This window comes from Pantoea sp. YR525 (genome assembly GCF_900116775.1).
Classification (GTDB): Bacteria; Pseudomonadota; Gammaproteobacteria; order Enterobacterales; family Enterobacteriaceae; genus Pantoea; species Pantoea symbiotica.
The window spans coordinates 87,480-107,220 of the sequence record NZ_FPBU01000003.1 but is presented as its reverse complement, the minus strand read 5'-3'; the positions used below and the strand labels follow the sequence as shown (position 1 = coordinate 107,220).

Here is a 19,741-nt window from a genome sequence, read left to right as displayed (position 1 = left end):
ATTGCCGTCGCTAAGTTGAGGTGGATTGTGCGACCGGGCTCTTTAGGCGAACTTAATCAGCACCATACCGAGCAACAACAATCCCACGCCCAGCCAGCCAACCCGACTAAGACGCTGACCAAACAGAATCCAGCCTGCCGCTACGGTGGCAACCAATCCCAGCCCGCCCCACAATGCGTAGGCTACCGTCAAATCAATCCCTTTCACCGCCTGCGCCAGCGCACTGAACGCTGCCAGCACCGCCACCAGCGATAGCATGCCAAACAGTGGACGGCGGAAACCGTTGGAATATTTCAGAAAGATATTGGCGACAATCTCCAGGCCAATGGCCAGCGCCAGCCACGCGATATGTAGCCAGTTAAACGTTGCCATGGCGCAGCTCCTTACGACTCAACGTGCCTGATTTGATTAGCACAATACCGAGGATCAGCGTCAGCAGGCCGGCGACTTTAACGGCGGATAAGGCTTCATCGAACAACAGCACGCTAAACATCGTAATAAACAGAATGCCAATGCCTTCCCACATGGCATACGCCACGCCAAGGGCAATCCGCTTGATGGCGAAGGATAAACAAATATAAGACAGCGCGATCATCACCAGCATAAAAATATAGCCGGCGTTGCCACCGTTTACGCTGGCCCATTTCATTGAGACGGTACCAATAATTTCCGCAGCGATCGCCAGCGCCAATAAAATCCAATACAGCATGATTTCTCTCCTGAACGAGAAATAAACGCCACCCACGCGAAAATAAGCGTGTTAGCCAAGTTAAATTAAAAAGTCAGAATAGGAGAGAACGGAACTAAAGCGCGAAGCGCCAGTGCTGATCGCAGATTGAGCAGTTTGATACAGAAAGGAAGGAAGAGAGTGAAGCCTTATTTGGCGCAAACATTTTGTCCATAAAATTACAACTTATCCACGTTGTTGCTTCTCGTCAGTGTGGATTAAATTTGTCCTCAGTAGTTAAACACGCGCTTATTCTGGCATAGCGGCAATAATGTTTTCAGGGATTTTCATTTCTTTACGTGGGAGAGTTTAATTAATTATGTGCGGGTTGATGCCCTCATCCTAGCCCCAGAAAACACAAAACCCGCCGAAGCGGGTTTTGTGTTTGAAAAAGTCGAAACTGACCGATAAGCCGGGTTCTGTCGTGGACAGTCATTCATCTAGGCCAGCAATCGCTCACTGGCTCAAGCAGCCTACCCGGGTTCAGTACGGGCCGTACCTTGTGAACCCCTATTTGGCCTTGCTCCGGGTGGAGTTTACCGTGCCACGAACTGTTGCCAGCCGCGCGGTGCGCTCTTACCGCACCCTTTCACCCTTACCTGATCCCATTACTGGGCCATCGGCGGTTTGCTCTCTGTTGCACTGGTCGTAGGCTTGCGCCCCCCAGGCGTTACCTGGCACCCTGCCCTATGGAGCCCGGACTTTCCTCCCCTTTGCCCGTCTCCCCCCGAAAGAGGACGACGACAAAGCGGCGACTGTCTAGTCAGCTTCGGCGCGGGATAATAGGCGATCTGCCAGCGTTTGTCACGCCTCTTGCTGCTCCAGCGCGTACTTATAGAGTGCGTTCTTCTTCACGCCATGAATTTCCGCCGTCAGCGCAGCGGCTTTCTTCAATGGCAGCTCTTTTTGCAGCAATGCCAAAGTACGCAGCGCCTCAGCCGGCAGCGCTTCTTCATCAGCTTTATGGCCTTCTACAATCAGCACCATCTCACCTTTACGGCGGTTTTCATCTTCCAGCACCCACGCCAGCAACTCTCCCACCGGTGCGCCTTGAATAGATTCCCACGTTTTGGTGATCTCACGCGCCAGCACCACGTAGCGCTCGGCGCCCCACACGCTGACCATATCTTGCAGGCTATCGATCAGGCGATGGGTCGATTCATAGAAAATCAGCGTTCGCGGCTCTTCACCCAGCGCGCGCAGCACATCGCAACGTCCTTTGCTTTTGGCCGGTAGAAACCCTTCGTAACAGAAACGATCGGACGGTAATCCCGCGGCGCTTAATGCTGTAATCGCCGCGCAGGCGCCTGGCAACGGCACCACGCGCACGCCAGCTTCCCGGCAGCGACGCACCAAATGGTAGCCGGGATCGTTGATTAACGGCGTGCCGGCATCGGAGACCAGCGCGATGCTCTGGCCCTCTTGCAGCTTGGCTAACAGCACCTCAGCTTTCTGCTGTTCGTTGTGGTCGTGAAGTGCGAAGAGTCGCGCATTGATGGCGAAATGTTGTAGCAACAGCCCGGTATGACGTGTATCTTCCGCTGCGACTAGATCGACGCTTGAGAGCACCGTCAACGCTCGTTGAGTGATATCACCCAGGTTACCGATCGGGGTAGGAACGATATAGAGCGTGCTGGCAGAAATCTCTGCCCGATCGAGTTGTTTCATTGTTTCATCCGAATTGCCGATTTAATATTGAGCATCTTGAAAAAAACATCACTGGATACAGTATGCTTCCTTCAAAAGTCGTACGTCATAAAGCAGGACGCTTAGTACCTGTTCTTCTCGCTGGGCTGATTTTAGCCGCCTGTAGTGGTCAGGGACCGCAACAAACCTCTAACGTCAATATTCAGGGTCCTGCGACTGGCCGGTCTGACTATTATCTGCAACAGGTGCAGCAAAGCAGCGATGATAGCAAGACCGACTGGCAATTACTTGCCATCCGTGCCCTGTTGAAGGAAGGAAAGTATCCGCAGGCAGCGAATCAGCTCAATCAGCTGCCGCAGCAGTTAAGCGATGTGCAACAGCAAGAACTGCTGCTGCTGCGCGCGCAGATGCAGGTTGGTCAGCAGAATTACAGCGGTGCGCAACAACAGCTTGCTCAGGTCAAAACTGGCGATCTGTCGCAGGATCAGCAGGTGCGCTACTACGCGCTGCAAATCGCAGCGGCTCAGAATCGCCCTTCACTTCCGCTGCTGCGTGCCTATATTGCGCAGGAGCCGCTGCTGAAAGGTGCCGATCACCAGAGTAATATCGATGCAACCTGGCAAGCACTGACGCAGATGACGCAGGATCAGATCAACAGTCTGGTGATCAATGCTGACGAAAATACGCTGCAAGGCTGGCTCGATCTGCTGAATACCTGGCGCGCAAACAGCCAGGATCCACAAATGCTGAAAGCGGCGATTCAGGACTGGCAGACGCGTTATCCGCAGAATCCAGGCGCGAAGACGCTGCCAACCCAGCTCAGCCAGGTGCAGAACTTCACTAAAGCGTCGACCAACACCATCGCGCTGCTGCTGCCGCTTAACGGCCAGGCGCAGGTGTTTGCTAACGCGATTCAGAAAGGCTTCAACGATGCGCGCAATGGCGTGCTCAACGCGCCGGCACCGCAAGCCGCGCCAGCGCCTGCTGCAGCCGATGCCAGCGCACAGCCGCCAGCCGACGCCAATAGCGTTGTCAGCCCCGCCGTTGCCGGTAACACACCACCGCAAACCGAGCAGCCACAGCCAGCCGCACAACCAGCTGTCGCCCAGGGCAACAGCAATGCGCAGGTAAAAGTGTATGACACCAGCAGCCAGCCGATTGCGCAGGTGATGCAGCAGGCCCAGCAAGATGGCGCCACGCTGGTGGTCGGCCCGCTCCTAAAAAATGACGTTGAAACCGTCGCCAATAGCAACACTCCGCTGAACGTGCTGGCACTGAATGAACCCGAACAGATCCAGAACCATCCGAATATTTGTTACTTTGCGCTTTCTCCTGAAGACGAAGCGCGCGATGCCGCGCACCATATCTACGAGCAAGGCAAACGCCAGCCGTTGTTGCTGGTGCCGCGCAGCAGTTATGGCGACCGTATCAGCAAAGCGTTCGCGCAAGAGTGGCAAACGCTGGGTGGCTCAACCGTACTGCAGCAGCGTTTTGGCGGCGTCGGCGAACTGAAGCAAGGCATCAACAGCGGTGCGGGTATCGCGTTAAGCGGCACGCCGCTGAGCGTTGAGCCTGCGCAGTCGCAGAGCGTAGCGATTGCTGGCCTGACGATTCCTGCGCCGCAAACCAGCGCACCGGCACCAGCGGCCGATGCCAGCAGCGCTAGCGTGGATGCGGTGTACATTGTTGCCAGCCAGGATGAGCTGCAGCTAATCAAGCCGATGATTGCGATGCGTACCAGCAGCCGCAACAACACCGCGCTGTATGCCAGTTCACGCAGTGCGCAGGCGGGCGCAGGCCCGGACTTCCGTCTGGAGATGGATGGCTTGCAGTTCAGTGATATCCCGCTGTTGTCCGGTAGTAATCCGGGCCTGATGCAGCAGGCGGCGAAGTCGTTTAACAACGATTATTCGCTGGTTCGCCTTTACGCGATGGGCATTGATGCCTGGACGCTGGCGAATCACTTTAACCAGATGCGTCAGGTGCCAGGTTTTGCCATTGATGGCAACACCGGCAAGCTGAACGCCGACACGGATTGCGTGATCAACAGGAAGTTGGCATGGAACCAGTATCGTCAGGGACAGATCGTTCCGGTGCAGTAAACCGCCAGCGCATTGGCGCTGAGCAGGAACAGCTGGCGCGTCGCTATCTGGAGCGCGCCGGGCTGCAGTGGTTCGCCAGCAATGTACGCTGTCGCAGCGGGGAAATTGACCTGATAATGCGCGACGCCGATTGCTGGGTATTTGTTGAAGTGCGCTATCGACGCGATGCGCGCTACGGCGGTGCCGCCGCCAGCGTAACGCGCCAGAAACAACAAAAGCTGCTGCGTGCCGCCGCACTCTGGTTGCTGGCGCGTGGCGGCAGTTTTGATACGGTGAATTGCCGTTTTGACATCATTGCCATTACCGGGCGTGAGCTGGAGTGGCTGCCCGATGCCTTTAATGCCGATGGATAGAACCAGGTGGTCTTGTGCAGGACAGAATTAAAGCGTGTTTTACCGAAAGTATTCAGACCCAAATCGCCGCAGCCGAAGCGCTGCCCGATGCGATTTCCCGCGCCGCGATGACGCTGGTGCAGTCGCTGCTGAACGGTAACAAAATCCTTAGCTGCGGTAACGGTGCGTCGTCGGCGAATGCCCAGCATTTTGCCGCCAGCATGATTAACCGTTTCGAGACGGAGCGCCCTAGCCTGCCTGCGCTGGCACTGAGCGCTGATAATGTGATGCTGACGGCGATTGGTAACGATCGTCTGCACGATGAAATTTACGCCAAGCAGGTTCGAGCGCTTGGTCAGGCTGGTGATGTGCTGCTGGCCATTTCCACCCGTGGCAACACCCGCGATATCGTCAAAGCGGTTGAAGCTGCGGTTACCCGCGATATGACCATCGTTGCGTTAACCGGCCACGACGGCGGTGAGCTGGCGGGCCTGTTGGGTCCGCATGATGTGGAAATTCGCATTCCATCACATCGCAGTGCACGCATTCAGGAAATGCATATGCTGACGCTGAACTGCCTGTGCGATTTGATTGATAATACTTTATTCCCACACCAGGAATGACTGAAGGAGCTCAAATGAAAGCATTGAACGCTGTCGCCATTCTCTTAACCGCCATGCTGCTGCAAGGCTGTGTTGCCGTGGTTGCAGGCGGCGCTGCCGTCGCCACCAAAACCGCCACTGACCCGCGCACCGTGGGTACGCAGGTCGATGACGGTACTCTGGAGCTGCGCGTTTCAAACGCACTGGCCAAAGATGAACAAATCAAAAACCAGGCGCGCGTAGTGGTCACCGCCTATCAGGGCAAAGTGCTGCTGACCGGCCAGTCGCCAACCCCAGATCTGGCGAGCCGTGCCAAACAGATCGCCATGGGCGTTGACGGTGCCACCGAGGTGTATAACGAAATCCGTAGCGGACAGAAAGTCAGCCTCGGCACTTCGTCATCGGATACCTGGATCACCACCAAAATCCGCTCGCAGCTGCTGGGCAGCGATCAGGTGAAATCCTCGAACGTTAAAGTGACCACCGAAAACGGTGAAGTGTTCCTGTTGGGTCTGGTTACTGCAGAAGAAGCGAAAGCGGCGGCCGATGTTGCCAGCCGTGTGAGCGGTGTGAAGCACGTGACAACGGCCTTCACCATTCTCAAGTAAGCGTTAACGCAACGTATCAGGGCGACTTCGGTCGCCCTTTTTTGTGCGTGAGGGTTAGGCGGGAAGGTCAATCACCAGCGCGCGCAGCGGCGTTCTGGCCTGCAGGCTAATCTGATTCTCATCGCTGAGGAACGCGCCGTCGCCGCAGCTTAGCGGCTGCTGATTGGCGCTGCTGGCCTGCACATCCAAAGAACCATGGATCGATTGCAGATAAGCGCGTGGCCCGTGCAATTTCACCGTGTACTGCTCGCCCGGCGCTAGCGTCACCTGATGCACCCAAACCTGCTGGCGCAGTTGCAGGCTGCCCTGCGCGCCATCGGGCGAGGCGATCAGCACGCTGGTTTGCTGCGGCAAATCGCGCTTCTGCAACAGCGGGTTTTCACGTTCAGGACAGGCAGCCAGCCACAGCTGCATGCGGGTTAACGGGCGATCTTTGCTGATGTTGATTTCGCTATAATTCACGCCCTGACGCGCAGAGAGCAGCATCGCCTCGCCTTCACGCGCCACCAGATGATTGCCTTCGCTGTCGCGATACTCGGCTTCACCTTGCAGCACCAGATTCAGCACATCGACTTGCGGATAGCTGCGCGGCTGGAAGGCGGCGCCCGGTGCCAGAATTTCCTGGTTGAGCACGCGCAGTGACGCGTAGCCCATTAATTTTGGATCGAAATAGTGGCCAAATGAGAAGCTGTAGCGCGCCTGCAACCAACCGAAATCGGCCTGGCCACATGCGGACGCGCAGCGGGTTGTCATCATGATAATCCTCCGACGCGCTGCGGTGAGATTCGACCGCAGGCTTGATGGGATCATGGTAAAAGTCTGGACGCCGGATTGTAAGCCAGTTAATCTGCCTGGCATGTTCAAATTTACTGACAGAGAATCGGCATGGCAAAAGACCGCGCGTTAACCCTTGAAGCTTTACGTGTGATGGATGCTATTGACCGTCGTGGCAGCTTTGCCGCCGCGGCCGATGAACTTGGTCGCGTCCCTTCCGCGCTGAGTTACACCATGCAGAAGCTGGAAGAGGAGTTGGATGTGGTGCTGTTTGACCGATCCGGCCACCGCACCAAGTTCACCAACGTGGGTCGTATGCTGCTGGAACGTGGCCGCGTGCTGCTGGAAGCCGCCGATAAACTCACCACCGATGCCGAAGCGCTGGCGCGCGGTTGGGAAACGCATCTCACCATTGTTGCCGAGGCGCTGGTTCCTACCGAGCGTTTGTTCCCGCTGGTTGAAAAGCTGTCAGAAAAAGCCAATACGCAGATTTCGCTGATTACGGAAGTGTTAGCCGGTGCCTGGGAGCGGCTGGAACAGGGACGCGCCGATATCGTGATTGCGCCCGATATGCACTTCCGCGCTTCAACCGAGATCAACACCCGCAAGCTGTACAGCATTATGAGCGTCTATGTTGCCAGCCCGGACCATCCAATTCATCAGGAAGCTGAGCCGTTGTCAGAAGTGACACGCGTGAAGTATCGCGGCATCGCGGTGGCGGATACCGCGCGCGAGCGCCCGGTGCTGACGGTGCAGTTGCTCGATAAGCAGCAGCGTCTGACGGTAAGCAGCATGGATGATAAACGCCGCGCGTTGCTAGCCGGTTTGGGTGTGGCGACCATGCCCTATCCGATGGTGGAGCAGGATATCGCTGAAGGTCGTTTACGCGTGGTGAGCGCCGAATATACCCGCGAAGTGGATATTATTATGGCGTGGCGCCGCGACAGTATGGGCGAAGCCAAAGCCTGGTGTTTGCGTGAGATTCCGAGGTTGCTGGCGAAGCGCGGGTAATCTGATTGAGCAGGTCGCCATGAATGGCGACCCTACGGATTGCGCGTTTTGTAGGGTCGCCATTTATGGTGACCTCGTTGCAAACCGCACCTATTACAACCCCAGGTCGCCATGAATGGCGCCCCTACGGATCGTGCGTTTTGTAGGGTCGCCATTTATGGTGACCTCGTTGCAAACCGCACCGATCACAACCGACTCAAACAATCGATCGCCACCGCTTTAAAACTGACAAAATCCGCGCAATCGCGCAGCCGCGTCATCGCTCTTTCGCGCAGGAAGGTGACGAACAGATCGTAAATCGCCATCGCCTCTTCGTATTCGCTCTTGCTGATCGCCAGCAGGAAAATCACCGATGCGGTTTCCTCGCCCCAGCTTACGCCGTGCGGCGCAAGCACCGTGTAGACCACGGTTTTCTGCGCCAGCAAGCCAAGTGAATGCGGCAGCGCGATGCCTTCGCCGAGCATGGTGCTGACAATCGCTTCGCGCTCCTCCACCGACGGATAAAAATCCGCATCGACAAAACCTTCGCTCTCCAGCTGATCGCACAGCAGGCGGAACAGATCCGACTGCGCCATCGGCTTGTCCAGCACCATAAAGTGCTGGGCGTCGAAGTACTTCTCCAGCATGTACGGACGCGTGCGATCCACCAGCACCAGCTTGCCGAGCTGCTCCAGCTGGAACTCGGTTGGGAATGGCGACATCACCGCAATCGGCTTGTTCTTTTCAGTGAGCCGCGCGGTGGAGATGACAAAGTCTTCATCGATATGCTCGCGCAGTTCATAGTCGCGCTGCGACAGCCGCGCTGTTACCACCAACTGCGGGTATTTGCGCAGCAGCAGCGCCTCAATCATGCGCAGCGTGGAGTTGCCGCTGTCGCACACCAGCAGCACCTGCGGATGGCGTTGATAGCCAACGTCGTAATGCCTCTCTAACCCAACACCGATGTGCAGCACCAGAAAGCCGATCTCGTTCTCACTGATGGTGTAAGGCGTGTATTTACCCCAGCTGGTCACCGCCGCCAGCGTCACATCGTAGGCCATTGGATAGTGCTGCTTGATGTTGCTTAACAGCGGATTGGGGATGTGAATCTGGTAGCGCACCCGCGTGATCATGGTTTTGATATGGGTGAGCAGATCGGCGCGCAGCTGTTCGTCGTGCTGCAGCCGATAGTTGTAATGGGTGTTGATGTAATTCAGCAGGTAATCGACCAGCGCATCGGCGTCGTCGGCGTTAATGGTGCTGGGTGCCAGCGCCTGAATCTGGCGCGCAGCGATATTGACCCGCAGCCAGTTCTCTTCCGCCTGTGAAATCGGTTTGCCGACCAGCGGACGCATCAGGTTGATCAGGTCGTGCGCCGCCTCACGCACTTCATCGCCGACATCTTCGGCTCCGGGATCGTTGAGCGGGAAGCCTTCGCTGATGCGGCGCACCGCCACCGCGCAGTAGATTTGCAGATAGCGATCGCCCTCATCGCTGAGGCGAATAGCGTGCTGAGCAAAGCACTGTTGCAGCAAAGGTTCAAGCTGCGCCAGAATGCCGCTGTGCAGCGCTTCCACCGTCAGCAGCGGGCTGTCCGGCGTTTCCTGATCGATCTGCCACAGCAAGTCGGTTAAGCAGGTGCGGATCGCCGCCTCGCTGCCGAACAGCTTCATGCCGTAATGTGGTTTGGTTTCGATATTGAGGTGATAGCGGCCCAGCCATTCGCGCACTTCCGCCATATCGCTCTGCAGCGTGGCGCGGCTGACAAACCACTCTTCCGACAGATCTTCCAGCTTGATCGAATACGCCGCCGTCAGAAAGCGCGTCAGCAAATAACGCACGCGCTCCTGCGAGGTACGCGGCACGCGCAGCGGCGTGGCGCTCTCTTGCTGTAAGCGGCCAAAACGCGCCGCATCGTCAATTTTGAGTTGATATCCCGCGCCGCGCGCCAGCACAAACTGCGCGCCGTGCTGTTCCAGCAGCGCGTTCAGCGCGGTGATATCGGTGCGCACCGTGCGCGTTGAAACGGAAAAGCGGCGTGCCAGCTCATCCTGCGGCAGCGTTTCATTTTGCAGCGCAGCGAAAAGCTGGGTCAGACGCTGATTGGGAAATCTCACGGAGCCTCACCTGTTACTCATTTGTTACAGCAGTTTCTTGCACGTTGCCAGAAGCTGACGCACATCGTCAATGCGCGTGTCGCCGCTTGCGCTATCGATAATCGAACTGTAGACGTGCGGGATCACTTTGCTCACGCCTGCGTCGAGCGCAATACGGACAATTTCTTCGAAGTTATTGAGATCGATGCCGCCGGTTGGCTCCAGCCAAAAGTCATGACGCGCGCAGGCTTCCGCCACCGCACGATACTCATTCACCGCTTTCAGGCCGCCCATCGGGAAGTATTTCACCGAGCTGCCGCCCATGTCCTGCAACATAGCGATGGCGCTGTCGATCGGTACAATCGCGTCGGCGTTCTTTGAGCTGCGTGGGCCGGTAGAGATTTTCACCATACCTGGCGTGCCGGTTGGTGAAATCAAACCATTCACCACGGTTTGGTTCTGGCCGAGCAGCGCACGGCTGGTCGCCACGCCGGTGAAGACCTGATTGACGTGCTGCGGTTGCAGCACCGCCGAGATCTCACTCACCATCGCCGATTGGTTCGGATCGCCCGCGCCCAAACCCACGGACAGCGCATTGTCGATCAGCGCCGCATACTCGCGCATGTCGGCAATGGCTTCTTCATTGCTGGCGTAGTTTTTTGACAGCACGCCCACCAGCACATGGCCTTCAGCCGCCTGCCAAATCTCTTTGGCGTTCTGCTTCGAACCGGCCAGCACGTTAAGGCACAGGCGATCCTGATAGAAATTAGGGTTCAGACTCATGCGCGTTTTCCTCCGCTGATCAACGCCTGAATAGCGCTAAAGATGATGTGCAGCTGATCGGCGCTAACGCTGCGCACATCGGCTTCGATAATGCCTTCGTTGGCTTTGTAGCCACGGAAATAGATGGCGATGTCGCCGGTTTTCAGCGCCTGCACCAGTTCGCCGGTCGGCCAGCCGGTGATCGCTTCATCAAACTTGATTTCGGCACGCGCAATATCGCGTCCCGCTGCATCCCACACCACGCGCGCGCTAACGCCGTTCAGCGTGTTGAGGTTCTCAATGAAAGGCGTCATGTTGGCGACCATTTCAGCGCCGGTGGTTTTTGGCTGCACCAGATAGTTTTCAATCGCCTGCGTCAGACCAAGAATGCCCTCTTTGCCGACTTTCATCGCGCGGCCAATGCCGTTGCTTTGACGTTTCACCCACTCAACGTATTGCGTACGACCAATCACTAAACCGCTGGTCGGCCCTTCAATCGCCTTGGCGCCGCTGTAAATCACCAGATCCGCACCCATTTGGTAGTAGCACTGCAAATCTTCTTCCGCTGCCGCATCGACGATCAATGGAATGCCATGCTTGCGCGCCACTACCGCCGCCTGCTCCACGCTGAGATGGCTTTTCTGCACGCAGTGATGCGATTTGATATACAGCAGCGCCGCCGTGGTCGGCGTAATCGCCGCTGCCAACTGCTCAGGCGAACATTCGTTGCTGTATCCGGCTTCGATCAAACGACCGCCACCCAGCGCCACCATGCTGCCCACCGGCGCGCCGAAATTCACGTTGTGCCCTTTCGGCACCACAATATCGTGCGGCACGCTGAGCGGCGCGGCGTGCAGGTTCTCCAGCAGCCAGTCGTTATCTTTCACAATCACCGCCGCCACGCTCTGCGCAATGCCCGCCGAGGCGCAGGACACCACCACCGCGCTTTCCACGTCCAGCAGTTTGGCGATGTAAGCGCCAGTCTTGTTGACCAGATCTTTCATCTCGAAGTAGTGATTCAGACCGTAGCTGACGGTATCCACCACATCCGCAGACGGCGTGGAAACGCCGAGAATGGTCATGCGGCCCGAGGCGTTAATGACCTGCTTCAGGTCATATTTTTCATAAATCGAAGACATGATTCGCTTTCCCTTCATCAGTCAGATGCCAGTGACCGGCGATAACCACGGCCTGCGGCAAAATGTGTTGCTGACCCAAAACCTGTTCGCCTTCAGCATCGACGAACGGGCGGGCTTCCTCTTTGACGGTAAAAATGGTCAGGTCGGCGTCATAACCGGCGGTTAAGCGCCCTTTGCCCGCCAGACGCAGACCAGCAGCGGCATTTACGGTGACGCACTCGATGATTTGCGGCAGCGTCATGCCAATGCTGAAGAATTTCGACATCACGTGCGCCAGGCTATGTACCGGGCCGTTGATGCGGTTGCGACAGTAAATGTCGGAACTGATGGTGTCGGGCAGAATGCCCTGCGCGATCGCCTGACGCGCTACCTCAAAACTGAAGCTGGCGCCGCCGTGGCCGATATCCAGCTTCACGCCGCGCGCGATGGCATTTTTCACCGCCGCTTTCAGCTCGCCCTGCGGCGACAAAATACGGTTCGGCTTGCCGTTAAAGCAGTGCGTAATGATGTCGCCGGCGGTCAGCAGATCGGCGATCTCTTCCAGCACCGGCGGGTTGTTGCCGATGTGCACCATCAGCGGCAAATTGCCGGCTGCCTGCTGAATCGCCTTGGCCCGCACCAGCGGCTGAATGCCGTTCTCGCCCACCACGCTGCTGCTCATGCGCGCTTTAAGGCCGACGATAAAGTCGGGACGGCGTTTCACCGCCTGCACCACCGCATCGCCATCGATCTGCGCCATATCGGCCAGCTCGTTTTGCGTCACAATGCCGGTGCGCGAAATGTTGATCAGCGCGCGCACTTCAGTAGTAGCCGAACGCGTGAGCTGATAAAAGTCGTCGATGTCATCAGCGCCGGTGCTGCCGGCATCCACCACCGTGGTGACGCCTTGCGCCATGCCAATGGTGTCGGCTTCGTCGTGATAAATCGGGGATTTGGGATAACAGTGCACGTGGCTGTCAATCCAGCCAGCGCTGACGTAGTAACGTCCCGCGAGATCGCGCTCCTGCTGTGCCGGGCCGCTTACCTCGCCGACGGCGGCAATTTTGCCGTGCTGGATGGCAATATCCACCAGCTGTTCGTCGCACAGACGTGCGCGGCGCAGAATCAGATCAAACATGCTTACTCCTTACTCATTAAGGTGCGCATAAATGGGCACCCTACGAAAATCGCTCCAACCCGCCGTAGGGTCGCCATTCATGGCGACCGTCCAGCATCAGAGAGAGATTGGGAACATCGCACCCAACACCATCGCGCCCAAAATCGCGCCGCCGGTGATCGGCTTATTCCACAGGTAGAACAGCAGCGCGCCCACCAGCGAACCGAGGCCAATCGGAATCGACGCAGCCATAGCCGACAAGATAATCAACGGCCCAAGGAAACGGCCCGATGCGTTACCCGCGCCCATCATCACGTCGGCGCCGTAGGTTGAGTCGCTCTGATTGATGGTGAACTTACGCGCCAGGATGATCAGATAACCAATCGCCAATCCCACCACCAAACCGGTGGCCAATGAAGCGGCGAAGTTGGCGACCGGGAACACGATGCCTGCACCGAGCAGCAGCGCAGGCACGCCAAGGCCGACGCCGGTCTGGATCGCGCCGCCGATATCGAGAATCCCCACCAGCGAACCTTCGATAATGCGCGCGAACAGGAAGCTGGCACCGAACGCCGCCACTGCGCCGTACACGCCGGTTTCCATACCGGAACGCAGCATCGAGACAAACGCCACTTCGTTAAAAGCACCAATGCCGTACAGGTAATACATGTGCGTACCGGCAAATACGCCGGATGAGAGCAGGCCAACAAAAATCGGGAAAGACCAGTCGGCGTACCAGAACCCTTTGTTTTCGGTTTCGTTCATGCTGATGGCTCCTTATTTGCCGCTGACGCTGTTGTGGATCATATCCAGCCAGCCCGGAATACCCAGTTGGAAGGATTGCAGCAGTTTCATGTCGAAACCGCGGAAGAAGCCGCTCAAAGCAAACAGCAGCACGATGGCGAACATCATCACCTTGGTGACTTTGTTCCAGCCGCTCTCTTCCACACCTTTACCGATCAGGATACCCAGCACCAAACCCGGTACCGCGTTGCCCATGATCAGCTGCGCCAGGCCGCCGAAGATGGTGGCCCAGAAGCCGGATTTCTTACCGGCATCAATCGCTGCCAGCCAGAAGATCACTGGCATCACGGTGTTCACCAGCAGGTTAGCTGCCGGCACCAGCACTTTCACTGCGGTGACCTGCAAGGCCGCCGGAACGGCAGATGCGGTGCTATTAAGGAAGGCCACCACAATCATGCCGATGATGCCGCAGGCAATCGCCATGCGTTTCGGGTTGTGCAGCGTTTCCGCCACGTTGCGGTTTTTCACCATCAATGCCGCCGCGCCCCAGTTTGGCAAAATGCGGTGATCGACGTCCTGCGTGAAAGAACCCGCTGCAACGGATGATGCCCAGGCGTTAAAGAAGAAGCCGAGACCAAAGGAGAAGTGCGATGCTGGATCGCCTTCACAGGAATTGAGTTCACCTAAGGTACGGAATGCGCCCATACCTTGCGTGGTCGGTGCGTGGAACATGCGCGCTGCGCCCGCTCCTACCCCGACGCCAACCAATCCACCAATGATTAACGACTTAAACAAAATGATTAAAAACATGTCGTCGTACCCTTGTTGTCGTTTTTATTAAGTCGCTATGAAGTCCACCTTGTCGGTGTCGATCACAGTGACGCTAACGGTAATTTCCAGCTCAACGCTGTAATTCCGTCGCTCACGCGCGAGGAAGAAGAACAAGAATTTTTCCTTGCGCACGCTCTCCTGCGCGCGCAGCACCCGCACATCCATGGGTTCAATGCGCAACAGAATCTTTTGGCTGGTGCGCAGCACTTGCTGCTGCACCTTGCTCAGCGCATCGGCAAAGGCTTTTGCTTTACTGTCGCCTTTGCCCTGCACCGTTACCTGCGTCTCGTATTGCTGTTTCATACTTAGCTGCCGTGTTTTTTAGTCCAGGCCTGCACCAGACGCTCACCCAGCTCTTCTTTATCCATAAAGCCGAAGCCCAGCACGGTGGCGCCTTCATTGATGGCGGTCACGCCTTCGTCAATCGAACGCATGCCGTGTTTGGCTTTGTAGCCATATTTGTTCTGCGCGGTAATCGCACCGGCGCCGCCGCTGCCGCAGAAGGAGATGCCGAAATCAGCGTTTTCCGCTTTCATTACGTCGCCCAGCTTCATGTCAGCTGCCACGCCCGGCACCACCACCGCACGACCACCGGCTTTCTCGATGCCCGCGGCTACTTTCTGACCTTTACCCAGACGATCGCCAATCACTACAGTTACCATGTTGAATTCCTTAAAATTTAAGCTTCGTTTGCACGTGCAACTTCAATATGTACGGATAACAGCCAGGCTTCCTCTTTTGGCAGATTGCCAAACAGATCAACCACCTGCTGCGCCAGCGCCATGGTTTCCGGCGAGATATCTTCAAACAGCTCAGCTTCTACTTCCGGCAGCGCTTCGCCCGTCAGGGAGCGCGATGCCATCGCCCGAACATGCGAAGCCAGCATCTGCTGCTGCACGGCGTTGGCTTCGATGTGATGCGCGGCGTAGATCGCTGCAATTTGGCTTAACACCTTATCCGCCAGCGCCTGAATCGCTTCCGGCGTGCTCTGTTTCAGCGGGACAGCTTCACTCCTCACCTTGTTACTCCTGTTTACAGCGGACAATTACAGATAATTCGCGTTGAAAAGAAATTACGCTTTCCGCTGCAGGCTGTTGAGACGCATCTTTTCCACCTCAAAGTGGAAATCCCACGGGCGAGTGTGCGCCAGATCTCAGGACGCACGAAGTGTGCGAAACCGGTCACAAAATGCGAGAAATGATGTATTTACGCGGATTAAAACGGAGAGAAGGCAAGGAGGAATAAGGCCAGCGGCAGGGCTGGCCGGTTTATCAGCGGAATTTCTTATGGTTGGCGTTGCGAATATCTTCCAGTTTCTTCGCTTCAGCCTTGGCTTCGTCCAGCTTGTTGGCTTGCGCCAGCTGATCAACCACATCGATCTGAGCAATCAGCGAATCCAGACCGGCGTGATAATCCTTGATCTGCGCACTATCGGCCGCCTGACCTTCCAGTTTTTCCGGCGTGGATTGCTTAGCATCCGTCGCCGCCTGACGCATTTTGCCCAGCGCGGTATGCATTTCCTGCGCGTCGGAGGTTTTCTTCACCACGCTCAGACCATCTTTAAGCGCATCCATATCTTTTTCTAAATCGGCCGCAAACACGCTAGCCGAGGAGAACAACAGCGAGAGAGACAACATTGCAATCACATGCTTACGCATAAATTTTATCCTTATTATTGTCGGGCCAAAAAAAAAGCAGCCTTGCGGGCTGCTTTCAGAAAGCGATGACTCTTATTGTCCGGCGATTTTCATCTCCGGCAGCAGCACCGAACCGCATTGTATATTGCTGCGGGTTTCAATGTCGTTACCGACGGTTACCATATTGAGCCACATATCCTTGAGGTTACCGGCGATTGTGATCTCGCTCACAGGATATTGAATCTCACCGTTTTCCACCCAGAAACCGGATGCACCGCGTGAATAGTCGCCGGTCATGCCGTTGATGCTAGAGCCCATCATCTCGGTTACCACTAAACCGGTGCCCATCTGCTTCAGCATGTCGTCAAAGCTGTGGCCCTGACCGGCAATACGCCAGTTGTGGATGCCGCCTGCGTGGCCGGTACTCTGCAAGCCCAGCTTGCGCGCGGAATAGCTGGTCAACAGCCAGTTCTGCAGCACGCCATCTTTAATGATGTCACGCGATTGGGTGCGCACGCCTTCGCTGTCGAACGGCGTGGATGCGAGGCCTTTCAGCAGATGTGGATGCTCTTCAATGGTCAGCCACTCCGGCAGAATTTGCTTACCGAGCGAATCGAGCAGGAAGGTCGATTTACGGTACACGCTGCTGCCGCTGATCATGCCCACCAGATGACCAAACAATCCGGTCGCCACTTCCGGCGCGAAGATCACCGGCGCTTTCATGGTCGAGAGCTTGCGCGGCGCCAGACGTGCCAGCACGCGGCGGGCGCACTCGGCCCCCACCCAATCGGCGCTTTTCAGATCGTCAAAAGAGCGGCCAATGGTGTACGCGTAATCGCGTTCCATGTTGCCATCCTGCTCTGCGATCACACAGCTGGAGAGCGAATGGCGGCTTGAGCAGTAGCTCTGCAACATGCCGTGGCTGTTGCCGAAGACTTTGATGCCAACGTGGCTGTTGAAGCTGCCGCCTTCGGTATTGGTGATGCGCTTGTCAGCTTGTAATGAAGCTTGTTCCGCCTGAGCGGCCAGTTCGATAGCGCGATCGGCATCGATCTCCCACGGATGGTAGAGATCGAGATCCGGCGCTTCAAACGCCAGCAATTCGGGATCGGCCGGTGCGCCGAACGGATCCACCGAGGTGTAGCGCGCAATGTCGATCGCCGCCTGCACGGTGCGTTTGATCGCATCCGGGCTGAGATCGGTTGAGGAAGCGCTGCCTTTGCGGTTTTGATGGTAGACGGTGATGCCGAGCGCACCATCGCTGTTGAATTCGACGTTTTCCACTTCGCCATAGCGGGTACTGACGCCGATGCCGGTGGTTTTCGTGACCGCCACTTCAGCGCCATCGGTGCTGGCTTTTGCCAGTTCCAACGCCTGCGCGACAGCCTGTTCCAACACTTTACGTTGTTCTGCAACCTGAGTAGATACGTTCATCGACCTGCCGTCTAATCTTAAGTATGAATTGTTTGAGTCTATCAGACTCAGAGAACAATTTCGCAGTCGCCCGATAAACTGGTAGGATTAGCCTCTTTTTTTTGGGAGCCAAGAGATGACCAAGCAGCCCGATGACTGGCTCGACGATGTGCCGGATAATAATGACGAAGAAGACGAAGAGATTATCTGGGTCAGTAAAAGCGAAATTAAACGCGATGCCGAAGAGCTGAAACGCCTTGGCGCCGAGTTAGTTGATCTGGGGAAAAATTCCCTCGACAAGATTCCACTCGACGAACAACTGCGCGACGCGATTGAACTGGCGCAGCGCATCAAGAAAGAAGGCCGCCGCCGTCAGCTGCAGCTGATCGGTAAGATGCTGCGTGCCCGCGATGAAGATCCGATTCGTCAGGCGCTGGATAAGCTGAAGAACCGTCACAACCAGCAGGTTGCGCTATTCCATAAGCTGGAGATGTTGCGCGATCGTTTGATCGAGCAAGGTGATGACGCGGTCGCTGAGGTGTTTAACCTCTATCCGCACGCCGATCGTCAGCAACTGCGCAGCATGATCCGCAACGCGCAGAAAGAGAAAGCCACCAATAAGCCACCAAAATCCGCCCGCCTGATTTTCCAGTATCTGCGCGAGCTGGCAGAAGCTTAAGCTTTCTGCGGACATGAAAAAGGTCGGCATGAATGCCGACCCTACGATGTCCTGTTGTAGGGTGGCCATTTATGGCCACCGCACAATCACCGCCCTAACCGCTCCAGCAGTTTCTGGTGAATACCACCAAACCCGCCGTTACTCATTACCAGAATTGAATCGCCTGGCTGGGCTTTCTTCGCCACCATTTCCACCAGCGTATCGATATCCGCGCTCCACTGCGCCGGCTGGATGCACGCCTCGGCGACATCGGAAACCTGCCACGGAATATGGTGCGGCTGGAACAGGAACACTTCGTCTGCGCGCCCCAGCGATGGTGCTAACTCGTTCTTGCTCACGCCCATCTTCATGGTATTTGAACGCGGTTCCAGCACCGCCAGAATGCGTGCCGTGCCGCCCACTTTGCTGCGCAGCGCCGCCAGCGTGGCGAGAATCGCAGTCGGATGGTGAGCAAAATCGTCGTACACCTTGATGGCGTTCACTTCACCACGCAATTCGAGACGACGACGGGCATTAATGAAACTGCTCAGCGCTTCACCCGCATCCACCGGTTTCACTCCAACATGACGCGCCGCCGCAATCGCCATCAGGCCATTGTGCATGTTGTGCTCGCCCACCAGCGCCCAGTTCACTTCGCCGACTTTCTCGCCGTCGAGCCAGATCTCCCAATGTGACGAGTCCGGCGTCAGCTTTTTCGCCTGCCAGTGACCGTTATCGCCCACGCTTTCCTGCTCGCTCCAGCAGCCCATCGCCATCACTTGCTTGATGTTGTTGTCATGCTCCGGCAGCAGGATCTTGCCCTGGCCCGGCACGATGCGGATCAAGTGATGGAACTGCTTCTGGATGGCGCGCAGATCGTCAAAGATATCCGCGTGATCGAATTCGAGGTTGTTGAGGATCAGCGTGCGCGGGCAGTAATGGACAAACTTGGAACGCTTGTCGAAGAACGCGCTGTCGTACTCATCCGCTTCGATGACGAAGAATGGACTTTTTCCTAATTTTGCCGAAACCTCGAAGTTTCCTGGCACACCACCGATGATAAAGCCCGGTTCCAGGCCGCAGGCCTCGAGAATCCACGCTGCCATGCCGGCTGTGGTGGTTTTGCCGTGGGTTCCCGCCACCGCCAGCACCCAACGATCGCGCAGTACGAAATCGTGCAGCCATTGCGGGCCGGAGAGGTAAGGAATGTTGCGTTCCAGTACCGCTTCCACACAAGGATTGCCGCGCGTCATCGCGTTACCAATGATCACCAGATCCGGTTGCGGATCGAGCTGGCTGGCATCGTAACCTTCTGTCAATTCAATGCCTTGCTGTTCCAGCAACGTGCTCATCGGCGGATAGACATTGGCGTCTGAGCCGGTAACTTCATGTCCCAGCGAGCGTGCCAGCATCGCCAGTCCGCCCATGAAAGTGCCACAAATCCCGAGGATGTGAATACGCATAAAGAGATCCATTACTCAAAAGTTCGGCGCACAGTGTAACGCCGAGTTGAGAGGGAAGAAACGGATTAGGACTATGGTTTTTAAAGTTCAATCGGCTAAACTGCGCTCATACGTTGGTAG

General features: G+C 56.6%; 22 protein-coding genes and 1 other RNA gene. 6 read left to right on the top strand and 17 right to left on the bottom strand.

Annotated features, from left to right (window positions below; translation table 11 throughout):
- Positions 1-42: 42 nt before the first annotated feature.
- The 4 genes from mdtI to rsmI form a co-directional block, all read right to left on the bottom strand.
- The gene (gene mdtI / locus BM323_RS06985) at positions 43-372 is read right to left on the bottom strand and encodes a multidrug/spermidine efflux SMR transporter subunit MdtI (protein WP_008103525.1); all 330 of its coding nucleotides are present in this window, start codon (positions 370-372) and stop codon (positions 43-45) included.
- Positions 359-709 carry a multidrug/spermidine efflux SMR transporter subunit MdtJ gene (mdtJ, locus tag BM323_RS06980; RefSeq protein ID WP_008103527.1) on the bottom strand — a complete coding sequence of 117 codons (351 nt, stop codon included), beginning with the start codon at positions 707-709 and terminating at the stop codon, positions 359-361. Before mdtJ ends, mdtI begins: the two co-directional genes overlap by 14 nt.
- 410 nt (positions 710-1,119) lie before the next feature.
- An RNA gene (gene rnpB, locus BM323_RS06975) (RNase P RNA component class A) lies at positions 1,120-1,498 on the bottom strand.
- Positions 1,499-1,531: 33 nt separating this feature from the next.
- Complete coding sequence (gene rsmI, locus BM323_RS06970) at positions 1,532-2,395, bottom strand: 16S rRNA (cytidine(1402)-2'-O)-methyltransferase (RefSeq protein WP_008103529.1); 864 nt, start codon at positions 2,393-2,395, stop codon at positions 1,532-1,534.
- Between the two features lie 62 nt (positions 2,396-2,457).
- Between rsmI and BM323_RS06965 the strand changes: the two genes are divergently transcribed.
- Genes BM323_RS06965 through dolP form a run of 4 tightly spaced genes read left to right on the top strand, consistent with a single transcriptional unit; the run spans position 2,458 to position 6,018 of the window.
- Entirely contained in the window at positions 2,458-4,476 is a 2,019-nt protein-coding gene (locus BM323_RS06965) for a penicillin-binding protein activator (RefSeq protein WP_008103532.1), read from the top strand.
- Entirely contained in the window at positions 4,434-4,829 is a 396-nt protein-coding gene (locus BM323_RS06960; RefSeq protein WP_008103534.1) for a YraN family protein, read from the top strand. The genes BM323_RS06965 and BM323_RS06960 overlap by 43 nt, the downstream gene beginning before the upstream one ends.
- Before the next feature lie 14 nt (positions 4,830-4,843).
- The gene (gene diaA / locus BM323_RS06955) at positions 4,844-5,431 is read left to right on the top strand and encodes a DnaA initiator-associating protein DiaA (protein WP_007890352.1); all 588 of its coding nucleotides are present in this window, start codon (positions 4,844-4,846) and stop codon (positions 5,429-5,431) included.
- Between the two features lie 14 nt (positions 5,432-5,445).
- Complete coding sequence (gene dolP, locus BM323_RS06950; protein WP_008103536.1) at positions 5,446-6,018, top strand: division/outer membrane stress-associated lipid-binding lipoprotein; 573 nt, start codon at positions 5,446-5,448, stop codon at positions 6,016-6,018.
- A 54-nt stretch (positions 6,019-6,072) separates the two neighbouring features.
- On the opposite strand, the gene BM323_RS06945 is transcribed toward dolP, so the two are convergent.
- The gene (locus BM323_RS06945) at positions 6,073-6,774 is read right to left on the bottom strand and encodes a pirin family protein (protein WP_008103538.1); all 702 of its coding nucleotides are present in this window, start codon (positions 6,772-6,774) and stop codon (positions 6,073-6,075) included.
- 129 nt (positions 6,775-6,903) lie between these two features.
- On the opposite strand from BM323_RS06945, the gene BM323_RS06940 reads away from it, so the two are divergent.
- The gene (locus BM323_RS06940) at positions 6,904-7,803 is read left to right on the top strand and encodes a LysR family transcriptional regulator (RefSeq protein WP_008103540.1); all 900 of its coding nucleotides are present in this window, start codon (positions 6,904-6,906) and stop codon (positions 7,801-7,803) included.
- Positions 7,804-7,988: 185 nt separating this feature from the next.
- Here BM323_RS06940 and BM323_RS06935 read toward each other — a convergent pair whose 3' ends face one another.
- The 11 genes from BM323_RS06935 to pmbA form a co-directional block, all read right to left on the bottom strand.
- Complete coding sequence (locus tag BM323_RS06935) at positions 7,989-9,899, bottom strand: BglG family transcription antiterminator (protein WP_008103541.1); 1,911 nt, start codon at positions 9,897-9,899, stop codon at positions 7,989-7,991.
- Positions 9,900-9,923: 24 nt separating this feature from the next.
- On the bottom strand, positions 9,924-10,661 hold the full coding sequence (locus BM323_RS06930; RefSeq protein WP_008103543.1) for a 2-dehydro-3-deoxy-phosphogluconate aldolase: 738 nt from the start codon (positions 10,659-10,661) through the stop codon (positions 9,924-9,926).
- Entirely contained in the window at positions 10,658-11,779 is a 1,122-nt protein-coding gene (locus BM323_RS06925) for a DgaE family pyridoxal phosphate-dependent ammonia lyase (protein WP_008103544.1), read from the bottom strand. Before BM323_RS06925 ends, BM323_RS06930 begins: the two co-directional genes overlap by 4 nt.
- Positions 11,763-12,896 carry an amidohydrolase/deacetylase family metallohydrolase gene (locus BM323_RS06920; protein ID WP_008103546.1) on the bottom strand — a complete coding sequence of 378 codons (1,134 nt, stop codon included), beginning with the start codon at positions 12,894-12,896 and terminating at the stop codon, positions 11,763-11,765. Before BM323_RS06920 ends, BM323_RS06925 begins: the two co-directional genes overlap by 17 nt.
- Before the next feature lie 96 nt (positions 12,897-12,992).
- Positions 12,993-13,640 (bottom strand): DUF4310 family protein, encoded by a 648-nt coding sequence (locus BM323_RS06915; protein WP_008103548.1) that lies wholly within the window; start codon positions 13,638-13,640, stop codon positions 12,993-12,995.
- Between the two features lie 12 nt (positions 13,641-13,652).
- Positions 13,653-14,429 carry a DUF4311 domain-containing protein gene (locus tag BM323_RS06910; RefSeq protein ID WP_007892190.1) on the bottom strand — a complete coding sequence of 259 codons (777 nt, stop codon included), beginning with the start codon at positions 14,427-14,429 and terminating at the stop codon, positions 13,653-13,655.
- A 27-nt stretch (positions 14,430-14,456) separates the two neighbouring features.
- Complete coding sequence (locus BM323_RS06905) at positions 14,457-14,753, bottom strand: DUF4312 family protein (protein WP_008103551.1); 297 nt, start codon at positions 14,751-14,753, stop codon at positions 14,457-14,459.
- Between the two features lie 2 nt (positions 14,754-14,755).
- Positions 14,756-15,112 (bottom strand): SFCGS family glycine-rich protein, encoded by a 357-nt coding sequence (locus BM323_RS06900; RefSeq protein ID WP_008103553.1) that lies wholly within the window; start codon positions 15,110-15,112, stop codon positions 14,756-14,758.
- 17 nt (positions 15,113-15,129) lie between these two features.
- Entirely contained in the window at positions 15,130-15,468 is a 339-nt protein-coding gene (locus tag BM323_RS06895; RefSeq protein WP_008103555.1) for a glycine dehydrogenase, read from the bottom strand.
- 253 nt (positions 15,469-15,721) lie between these two features.
- Entirely contained in the window at positions 15,722-16,108 is a 387-nt protein-coding gene (cybC, locus tag BM323_RS06890) for a cytochrome b562 (RefSeq protein ID WP_008103557.1), read from the bottom strand.
- A 72-nt stretch (positions 16,109-16,180) separates the two neighbouring features.
- Positions 16,181-17,521 carry a metalloprotease PmbA gene (pmbA, locus tag BM323_RS06885; RefSeq protein ID WP_008103558.1) on the bottom strand — a complete coding sequence of 447 codons (1,341 nt, stop codon included), beginning with the start codon at positions 17,519-17,521 and terminating at the stop codon, positions 16,181-16,183.
- Between the two features lie 115 nt (positions 17,522-17,636).
- On the opposite strand from pmbA, the gene yjgA reads away from it, so the two are divergent.
- Positions 17,637-18,179 (top strand): ribosome biogenesis factor YjgA, encoded by a 543-nt coding sequence (gene yjgA / locus BM323_RS06880; protein ID WP_008103560.1) that lies wholly within the window; start codon positions 17,637-17,639, stop codon positions 18,177-18,179.
- Positions 18,180-18,265: 86 nt separating this feature from the next.
- On the opposite strand, the gene mpl is transcribed toward yjgA, so the two are convergent.
- The gene (gene mpl, locus BM323_RS06875) at positions 18,266-19,621 is read right to left on the bottom strand and encodes a UDP-N-acetylmuramate:L-alanyl-gamma-D-glutamyl-meso-diaminopimelate ligase (protein WP_008103563.1); all 1,356 of its coding nucleotides are present in this window, start codon (positions 19,619-19,621) and stop codon (positions 18,266-18,268) included.
- Between the last annotated feature and the right edge of the window lie 120 nt (positions 19,622-19,741).

What these genes read in the sequence shown, in the direction of transcription:
- BM323_RS06960 (WP_008103534.1), top strand. Translation starts at nt 4,434, where the DNA reads ATGGAACCAGTATCGTCAGGGACAGATCGTTCCGGTGCAGTAAACCGC.
- yjgA (WP_008103560.1), top strand. Translation starts at nt 17,637, where the DNA reads ATGACCAAGCAGCCCGATGACTGGCTCGACGATGTGCCGGATAATAAT.
- BM323_RS06915 (WP_008103548.1), bottom strand. Translation starts at nt 13,640, where the DNA reads ATGAACGAAACCGAAAACAAAGGGTTCTGGTACGCCGACTGGTCTTTC.
- pmbA (WP_008103558.1), bottom strand. Translation starts at nt 17,521, where the DNA reads ATGAACGTATCTACTCAGGTTGCAGAACAACGTAAAGTGTTGGAACAG.
- BM323_RS06945 (WP_008103538.1), bottom strand. Translation starts at nt 6,774, where the DNA reads ATGATGACAACCCGCTGCGCGTCCGCATGTGGCCAGGCCGATTTCGGT.
- rsmI (WP_008103529.1), bottom strand. Translation starts at nt 2,395, where the DNA reads ATGAAACAACTCGATCGGGCAGAGATTTCTGCCAGCACGCTCTATATC.
- BM323_RS06965 (WP_008103532.1), top strand. Translation starts at nt 2,458, where the DNA reads ATGCTTCCTTCAAAAGTCGTACGTCATAAAGCAGGACGCTTAGTACCT.
- BM323_RS06930 (WP_008103543.1), bottom strand. Translation starts at nt 10,661, where the DNA reads ATGAGTCTGAACCCTAATTTCTATCAGGATCGCCTGTGCCTTAACGTG.
- mpl (WP_008103563.1), bottom strand. Translation starts at nt 19,621, where the DNA reads ATGCGTATTCACATCCTCGGGATTTGTGGCACTTTCATGGGCGGACTG.
- BM323_RS06900 (WP_008103553.1), bottom strand. Translation starts at nt 15,112, where the DNA reads ATGGTAACTGTAGTGATTGGCGATCGTCTGGGTAAAGGTCAGAAAGTA.
- dolP (WP_008103536.1), top strand. Translation starts at nt 5,446, where the DNA reads ATGAAAGCATTGAACGCTGTCGCCATTCTCTTAACCGCCATGCTGCTG.
- mdtI (WP_008103525.1), bottom strand. Translation starts at nt 372, where the DNA reads ATGGCAACGTTTAACTGGCTACATATCGCGTGGCTGGCGCTGGCCATT.
- BM323_RS06920 (WP_008103546.1), bottom strand. Translation starts at nt 12,896, where the DNA reads ATGTTTGATCTGATTCTGCGCCGCGCACGTCTGTGCGACGAACAGCTG.
- mdtJ (WP_008103527.1), bottom strand. Translation starts at nt 709, where the DNA reads ATGCTGTATTGGATTTTATTGGCGCTGGCGATCGCTGCGGAAATTATT.
- BM323_RS06910 (WP_007892190.1), bottom strand. Translation starts at nt 14,429, where the DNA reads ATGTTTTTAATCATTTTGTTTAAGTCGTTAATCATTGGTGGATTGGTT.
- cybC (WP_008103557.1), bottom strand. Translation starts at nt 16,108, where the DNA reads ATGCGTAAGCATGTGATTGCAATGTTGTCTCTCTCGCTGTTGTTCTCC.
- BM323_RS06905 (WP_008103551.1), bottom strand. Translation starts at nt 14,753, where the DNA reads ATGAAACAGCAATACGAGACGCAGGTAACGGTGCAGGGCAAAGGCGAC.
- BM323_RS06925 (WP_008103544.1), bottom strand. Translation starts at nt 11,779, where the DNA reads ATGTCTTCGATTTATGAAAAATATGACCTGAAGCAGGTCATTAACGCC.
- BM323_RS06940 (WP_008103540.1), top strand. Translation starts at nt 6,904, where the DNA reads ATGGCAAAAGACCGCGCGTTAACCCTTGAAGCTTTACGTGTGATGGAT.